Annotated in this window: 8 protein-coding genes; 4 read left to right on the top strand and 4 right to left on the bottom strand. The window is 71.8% G+C overall.

Features of this window, described 5'->3' with window-relative positions:
* Positions 1 to 128: 128 nt before the first annotated feature.
* A complete protein-coding gene (locus tag SACPADRAFT_RS0214820) occupies positions 129 to 1,064 on the top strand; it encodes a rhomboid family intramembrane serine protease (protein WP_007025975.1) in 936 nt (311 codons plus the stop codon).
* 27 nt (positions 1,065 to 1,091) lie between these two features.
* Here the strand turns inward: SACPADRAFT_RS0214820 and SACPADRAFT_RS0214825 are convergent, their stop codons facing one another.
* Positions 1,092 to 1,553 carry a PH domain-containing protein gene (locus tag SACPADRAFT_RS0214825; protein WP_233357189.1) on the bottom strand — a complete coding sequence of 154 codons (462 nt, stop codon included), beginning with the start codon at positions 1,551 to 1,553 and terminating at the stop codon, positions 1,092 to 1,094.
* A 71-nt stretch (positions 1,554 to 1,624) separates the two neighbouring features.
* Entirely contained in the window at positions 1,625 to 1,888 is a 264-nt protein-coding gene (gene crgA, locus SACPADRAFT_RS0214830; protein ID WP_007025973.1) for a cell division protein CrgA, read from the bottom strand.
* Between the two features lie 173 nt (positions 1,889 to 2,061).
* Between crgA and SACPADRAFT_RS27895 the strand changes: the two genes are divergently transcribed.
* From SACPADRAFT_RS27895 to SACPADRAFT_RS0214845, 3 genes are read left to right on the top strand one after another with little or no spacing between them, the layout of a single operon-like run.
* Positions 2,062 to 3,165 (top strand): class E sortase, encoded by a 1,104-nt coding sequence (locus SACPADRAFT_RS27895; protein ID WP_007025972.1) that lies wholly within the window; start codon positions 2,062 to 2,064, stop codon positions 3,163 to 3,165.
* Positions 3,165 to 3,323, top strand: a complete 159-nt coding sequence (locus tag SACPADRAFT_RS32970; RefSeq protein ID WP_007025971.1) for a hypothetical protein — start codon at positions 3,165 to 3,167, stop codon at positions 3,321 to 3,323. The genes SACPADRAFT_RS27895 and SACPADRAFT_RS32970 overlap by 1 nt, the downstream gene beginning before the upstream one ends.
* 36 nt (positions 3,324 to 3,359) lie before the next feature.
* Positions 3,360 to 4,007, top strand: a complete 648-nt coding sequence (locus tag SACPADRAFT_RS0214845; protein ID WP_007025970.1) for an aminodeoxychorismate/anthranilate synthase component II — start codon at positions 3,360 to 3,362, stop codon at positions 4,005 to 4,007.
* A gap of 78 nt (positions 4,008 to 4,085) precedes the next feature.
* On the opposite strand, the gene pknB is transcribed toward SACPADRAFT_RS0214845, so the two are convergent.
* Positions 4,086 to 6,074, bottom strand: coding sequence for a Stk1 family PASTA domain-containing Ser/Thr kinase (gene pknB, locus SACPADRAFT_RS0214850; RefSeq protein ID WP_007025969.1), 1,989 nt, complete (start codon positions 6,072 to 6,074; stop codon positions 4,086 to 4,088).
* A gap of 130 nt (positions 6,075 to 6,204) precedes the next feature.
* Positions 6,205 to 6,426 (bottom strand): hypothetical protein (locus SACPADRAFT_RS0214855; RefSeq protein ID WP_007025968.1); only part of this gene is annotated, 222 nt, incomplete at its 5' end.

Genomic DNA, 6,426 nt, shown 5'->3' on the forward strand with positions numbered 1-6,426 from the left:
CGGCAGGTCGGGGCACGCCCGCCACCGCACCGGGTAGGTTGGACCCGGGCCCGCGCCGCCGCCGGCGAACCGGCGGCGGACGACAGCGGCCGTGAGCGCAGGAGTGGCGAGAGCGTGGCGAGAGCACTGTGACCCAGCCCCCTTCCCCGCCGCCGCACGGACAGCCGCCGAGACAGGAGGCGCTGCCCGGTTGCTGGTGGCACCCGAATCGGCAGACCGGCCTGCGGTGTGTGCGGTGCGAGCGGCCGGCGTGCCCGGAGTGTCTCCGCGAGGCGTCGGTCGGCTACCAGTGTGTCGACTGTGTGAACGCGGCGCGGAAACAGCAGCGCACCCAGGCTGCGGCGTACCGCCGCGCCGGGTACGGCGCCCGCACCGTCGCCGGGGCACGGGTGGCCGACCGCGCGCTGGTGACCCCGGTCCTCATCGGGCTCAACGCGGCGATCTTCGTACTCACGGCGCTGCTCGCCAGTGACCCGCTGCAGAACCACCTCTCCCGGTTCTTCGCCGACGGGACGATGCAGACCCTCGCGGTGGCGTACGAGGGCGAGTGGTGGCGGCTGTTCACCAGCGGCTTCCTGCACTACGGCCTCGTGCACCTCGGGATGAACATGCTCGTCCTGTGGTTCCTCGGCCGGGACGTCGAACTGCTGCTCGGGAAGGTCCGCTTCCTGACGCTGTACTTCGTCGCGATGCTCGCGGGTTCGGTCGCGGTGTACGCGTTCGGCGACTTCAACACCGCGACGGCGGGGGCCTCCGGCGCGATCTACGGACTGCTCGGGGCACTCCTGGTCGCCGTGCTGCGGTTGAAGCTGAATCCGACGATGGCCATCGGCATCATCGTGCTCAACCTCGTGCTGAGTGTGACCATCCCGGGCATCTCCCTGCTCGGCCACCTCGGGGGACTGATCGCCGGGGCGCTGGTGATGGTGGCGATGGTCTACGCGCCCGAGCGCAACCGCACCGCGTACCAGGCGGGTGCGGTCGCGGTGCTCGTGGCGGGGCTGCTGGGCATGTACTTCTACCGCAGTGCCCAGCTGTGCTCGCTCGTGCCGGGGGTGTGCTGAGCCGGACCGGGTGCCGGGCGACCGGCATCACCCGGACGGCCGAGGGCGCGTCCGTTCGAGGACGTCGTACACCTCGCGCGGGTCCTCGCCCAGCTCGATCCAGCCGAGTGCGGTCGGCCGGTCCTCGTCGGGGTCTCCGTGGTCGGCGAGGACGTTTAGTTCGAGTACCGGCACCCGTCTGCCGAGGCGGGGGAGGGTGCGCACGTCCACCCGGACCTGCGACCAGTCCAGCCTGCGGGTTCCGCGCAGAGTCCGCAGCCGGATCCCGTCCGCGTCCGCGGACAGGCGCGGGCGCACCACCGTCCCGTAGGCGGAGAAGGCCAGCAGCCCCGCCGTGACCAGCGCGAGGAGCAGCGTGCCCGGCCGGTCCCCGCCGTGGGCGGTGGCGGCCAGCGTGGCCGCGGCGACCCCGGTGAGCACCCACCCCGCCGCCACGAGGGCGGGTCGTGGCCCCCAGGTGTGTACCGAGTTGTCCACAGGGTTGTCCACAGTGGGGATGAGTCACACCGGTGTAGTTCCCGGCCGGGCCGGGGTCGGCGTCCGCCCGCCGCGGCGGGCCGTCAGCGCCATCGCATCGTCATCAGCAGCCCCGTGATCATCAGGGCGAAGCCGATGGCGAAGTTCCAGTTGCCGAGCTCCATCATGAAGTCGAGCTTGTCGCCGGCCAGATAGTTGACGACCAGCCATACGAGGCCGAGCAGCATCAGCCCGAACATGACGGCCTTGTAGAGCGGGTGCGAAGGCCCCGCCGCGCGCACCTTGACCGGTGTGCGGCTCGGCGGCGGGGTGTATGCCGTCTTCTTGCGGACCTTGGACTTGGGCATCGGAGTCCTCGCGTGCTTCTCGGGCATGTCCGGGAGGCGGTGCGGTTGCCGATGCAACCACCTCCCACCCGACACGTTAACGTAATCGGGCAGGTGCCAGAACCTGGGAGCGCGCGCCACCCCAGTCCTCTGTGACGACGGGCACGTCACAGGCGCCCGAAGGGAGCTCGGTTGTGTCGCGGTACGAGGAGCCGACCACGCGGGACGTGCTTCTCCCGGTGCACGGTGAGCTGTCCGGTGTGACGCCGCCCGGACCGGGCAACGGCGCCGGACCGGGCAACGGCGCGACGGACGTCGCCGGGAGGGACGCCGCCGGGGTGGACGACCGGCCGACCGAGGTCCTGTACGGGCACCCGGCCGCACGGTGGCCGGACCGGGAGGACGCGTTCCCGGACGAATCGCCGGACGAGCCGGCTGATGATCCGCCGGACGAGCCGCCGGGGACGTCCCCGCCCCGGACGTCGCCGGGGGGATCGGGCGACGGCCCCGGCCGGGTGGCGGTGCGCACGTTCGGCGAAGTGCTGATCACGCTCGGGCTCGTCGTGCTGCTGTTCGTGGTCTACGAGCTGTACGTGACCAACCTGATGTCGGCACAGCTCCAGCGGGAGGCCGACGCCCAACTCGACCGGCGCTGGTCCGAGGGCCCCGAGCGGGAGGTCGACGCCGGCGCGGACGGAGGGGCGGCGTTCGCGCGCCTCTACATCCCGTCCTTCGGCGCGGACTGGTCGTTCACCGTGCAGGAGGGGGTCGACGACGCGACGCTGGAGATCGGCCCGGGCCACTACCGGGACTCCGCGTCGCCGGGACAACCCGGCAACTTCGCCGTCGCCGGTCACCGGGTCGGCAAGGGCGCCCCGTTCAACGACCTCGACCAGCTGGAGTCCTGCGACCCGGTGGTGATCGAGACGGCGGAGCACTTCTTCGTCTACCGTGTGCTGCCGATGCGCGACGAGGTCGCCGGCTGGGCCTCCGGCCGGGGGAGCGACCCGCGGTGCGCGGAGGTGGCGCCCCCGGAGCGCCACCACGAGGAGTATGCCGACACGGTCGGCCGCCGGATCGTGCTACCCAGCCGCGGGGACGCCGTCGCCCCGGTGCCCTACCGGCCCGCCGGTGCGGTGCCGGAGGAGGCGCGGGCGGCGCTGTTGACCCTCACCACCTGCCACCCGCAGTTCTCCGACCGGGAACGCATGATCATCCACTCGGAGCTCACCCACCGGTACGAGAAGCGGCCGGGCGCGGGCTACGAGGAACTGCTGGCCGAGATCGGGGAGATCTGATGTACGCGTGGATCTGGCGGCACCTGCCGGGGCCGCTCCCGGTGCGGATCGGGCTCGCGACCGCGTTGACGCTCGGCGTCGTCGCCCTGCTGATGTTCGTGGTGTTCCCGTGGGCGGAGCCGATGCTGCCGTTCAACGAGGTCGCCGTCGACGAGTGAGCGGGTGCGCCGCGGCGTTGCCGTAGGCTGTGCGACATGCGCGTTCTCGTCGTCGACAACTACGACAGCTTCGTCTACAACCTGGTGCAGTACCTCGCCCAGCTGGGCGCCGAGTGCACGGTGTGGCGCAACGACGTCGTCGACCTCGACCGGATCGCCGAGTTCGACGGGGTGCTGATCTCACCCGGCCCGTCGACCCCGGAGCGCGCGGGCCGCAGCATCGACACCGCCCGCCGGTGCGCGGCCGACGGGGTGCCGGTGCTGGGCGTGTGCCTCGGCCACCAGGCGATCGGGGTCGCCTGGGGGGCGACCGTCGACCGGGCGCACGAGCTGCTGCACGGCAAGACCAGCCGGGTCACCCACGACGGCGCCGGGGTGCTGGCCGGGCTTCCCGACCCGTTCACGGCCACCCGCTACCACTCGCTCACCGTGCTGGCGGACACCGTCCCCGCCGGGTTCGAGGTCACCGGCCGCACCGACTCCGGGATCGTCATGGCGATGCGGCACCGCGAGCTGCCCGTCGAGGGGGTGCAGTTCCACCCCGAGTCCGTGCTGACCGAGAGCGGCCACCGGATGCTGGCCAACTGGATGTCCTCGGCGGGGCACCCGGTCCCCGACACCCTGGTCGGCGATCTGGAGCAGGCGACGCGGGAGTTGCAGCGCGCCGCGGGCGCGACCGCCTGAGCCCGCACCGGGCGGGCCGGGGTGCGCCCTCAGGCGGTCACCCGGGCCCGGTTCGGGTGTCGCCGTCCGGGCCCCGGCTCAGTTGTCGTCGCCGCCCTGCCCCGGGAGCCAGCCGTTCCCCGGCTCCGACGTCTCGGTGGACCCGTCGTCGTCGGCCCCGATGAACAACACGATCGACTGGTCCTTCGGCACGGAGCTGCCCGGGGACGGGTTCGAGTTGGTCACCAGCCCGACGTAATCGGAGTCGGACACCCGCTCCCGCCGTACCGAGTGGGAGCCGGTCCAGCCGGCCTCCTGCAACGCGGCCACGGCCTCCTCCTCGGTCATGCCCTGCAGGTCCGGGATCTCGATCCGGGCCTGCGAGCCGTTGGACACCCGCAGCTCGACCTCGCTGCCCTTGGTGACCCGGCCGCCGTTCGGCTCCTGCCCGACCACGGTCCCCTCCGGCTCCTCGTGGTCGACGTCACTGCGGTTCACCGTGAGGTCGAGTTCGGTCAGTCGCGCCTTGGCCTCCTCGAAGCTGCTGCCCGTCATGTTGGGCACCTCGACTTCGTCGGGCTCGACGCCGAGGACGATGCTCACCTGGCCACCCTGGCGCAGCTGCGCACCCCCCGCGGGGCTCTGTTCGACCACCTTGCCCTGCTTCTCCGGGTCGTCGACCTCCGTCTCCTCGACGTTCGGGTCGAGCGTCAGTCCGGCCTCGTTCAGCTGCTTCTCGGCGTCGGAACGGGTGAGGTCGACGAGATTGGGCACCTGCACCTGCTGCGGTGGCTTCCCGACGACGAGCGTGATCGTTTCGGTGAGGGCGATCCGCTCACGGGCGGGCGGGTCGGTCTCGATCACCTTGTTGTAGGACTCCGGGCCGCACTCCGCCTCGCTCGACGGGTTCGCCACGCAGGGCCGTGTCGACTCGGTGATCTCCTCGAAGCCCTCGTCGCGCAGCAACTTGTGCGCCGCCTGCGTGGTCTTGCCCGCCACGTCCGGCACGGCCCGGGTGTCCGCCTCGCTCTGCTCGACGAGGAAGAAACTCAGCAGCGCGATGAGGCCGAGGCCCGCCACGGTCAGCACGATCCCGGCGATCCGCTTGTTCCGGCGTTTCCGGGCGAGTTCGTCCGGGTCCTCGTCGGGGAAGGCGTGGGCACCGTAGGCGTCGAACCGGTCCTGCTCCGAGTCGCCGAGGACGTTCGTGCCCTCCTCCTCGGACAGCACCATCGGCGCGGCGGGGCGCTGTCCGGACAGCGTGCGCACCAGGTCGGAACGCATCTCCGCGGCCGACTGGTACCGGTTGTCCGTGCCCTTGGTCAGCGCGGTGAGCACGACGGCGTCCAGTTCGGGCGAGAGCCCCGGGTTCACCGACGACGGCGGTGCCGGCTGTTCCCGCACGTGCTGGTAGGCCACGGCGACGGGGGAGTCGCCGGTGAACGGCGGGTCGCCGGTGACCAGTTCGTAGAGCACGCAGCCCGCCGAGTACACGTCGCTGCGGGCGTCGACCGTCTCGCCGCGGGCCTGCTCGGGCGAGAGGTACTGGGCCGTCCCGATCACGGCCGCGGTCTGGGTCATCGCCGCCTGCCCGTCGTGCACGGCGCGGGCGATGCCGAAGTCCATGACCTTGACCGCGCCGTTGCGCGTGATCATCACGTTGGCGGGCTTGACGTCGCGGTGGACGATGCCGTGCCGGTGGGAGAAGTCGAGCGCCGCGCACACGTCGGCCATGACCTCCATGGCCCGCTTCTCGGAGAGCGGCCCCTCGGTCTTGACGATGTCGCGCAGCGTCCTGCCCTCGACGTACTCCATGACGATGTAGGGCAGCGGGCCGTACTCGGTGTCGGCCTCACCGGTGTCGTAGACGGCGACGATCGCGGGGTGGTTCAGCGCCGCCGCGTTCTGCGCCTCCCGTCGGAAGCGCTCCTGGAACTGCGGGTCGCGGGCGAGGTCCGCACGGAGGATCTTCACGGCGACTTCCCGGCCGAGCCGGATGTCGTGTCCGTTGTGAACCTCGGACATTCCGCCGTAGCCGAGTGTGTCACCCAGTTCGTAGCGGTTTGAGAGCAGTCGGGGTGCGCTCATTGCCTGGTGCCGTCCTTCACTCGGTTCTTCCCACGCCCGGTGCGCCGACCGTGTGCGTGTGTCGCCCACGCCCGCGGGGGGCAGGCGTGTGTACCGCGACCATCATGCCTTCTCACCCATCTCCGCCGGGTCAACGCCCATCGGTGGCCGACCAGTTGTCCCCGAGCGGGGTGGTGTCGTCGCCCGGGCCGCCGTCGTCCCCGTCGGAACCCAGCGTGATAACAAGGGTCACCACGACCACCGCCACCAGCACCGTGAGCGCCAGCGCGAGCAGGGTCCACGTCGCCGCCGACGGCCGCTTCCGTGCCGGTGCCGCCATCCCGTGCCCGGCGCCGGTGCCCGGCGCCCGCCC

The organism is Saccharomonospora iraqiensis subsp. paurometabolica YIM 90007, from assembly GCF_000231035.2.
Taxonomy (GTDB): domain Bacteria; phylum Actinomycetota; class Actinomycetes; order Mycobacteriales; family Pseudonocardiaceae; genus Saccharomonospora; species Saccharomonospora paurometabolica.

Bases quoted from the DNA above. Each gene is read 5' to 3' on its own strand.
- crgA (WP_007025973.1), bottom strand. From the start codon at position 1,888: ATGCCCAAGTCCAAGGTCCGCAAGAAGACGGCATACACCCCGCCGCCG.
- SACPADRAFT_RS32970 (WP_007025971.1), top strand. From the start codon at position 3,165: ATGTACGCGTGGATCTGGCGGCACCTGCCGGGGCCGCTCCCGGTGCGG.
- SACPADRAFT_RS0214845 (WP_007025970.1), top strand. From the start codon at position 3,360: ATGCGCGTTCTCGTCGTCGACAACTACGACAGCTTCGTCTACAACCTG.
- pknB (WP_007025969.1), bottom strand. From the start codon at position 6,074: ATGAGCGCACCCCGACTGCTCTCAAACCGCTACGAACTGGGTGACACA.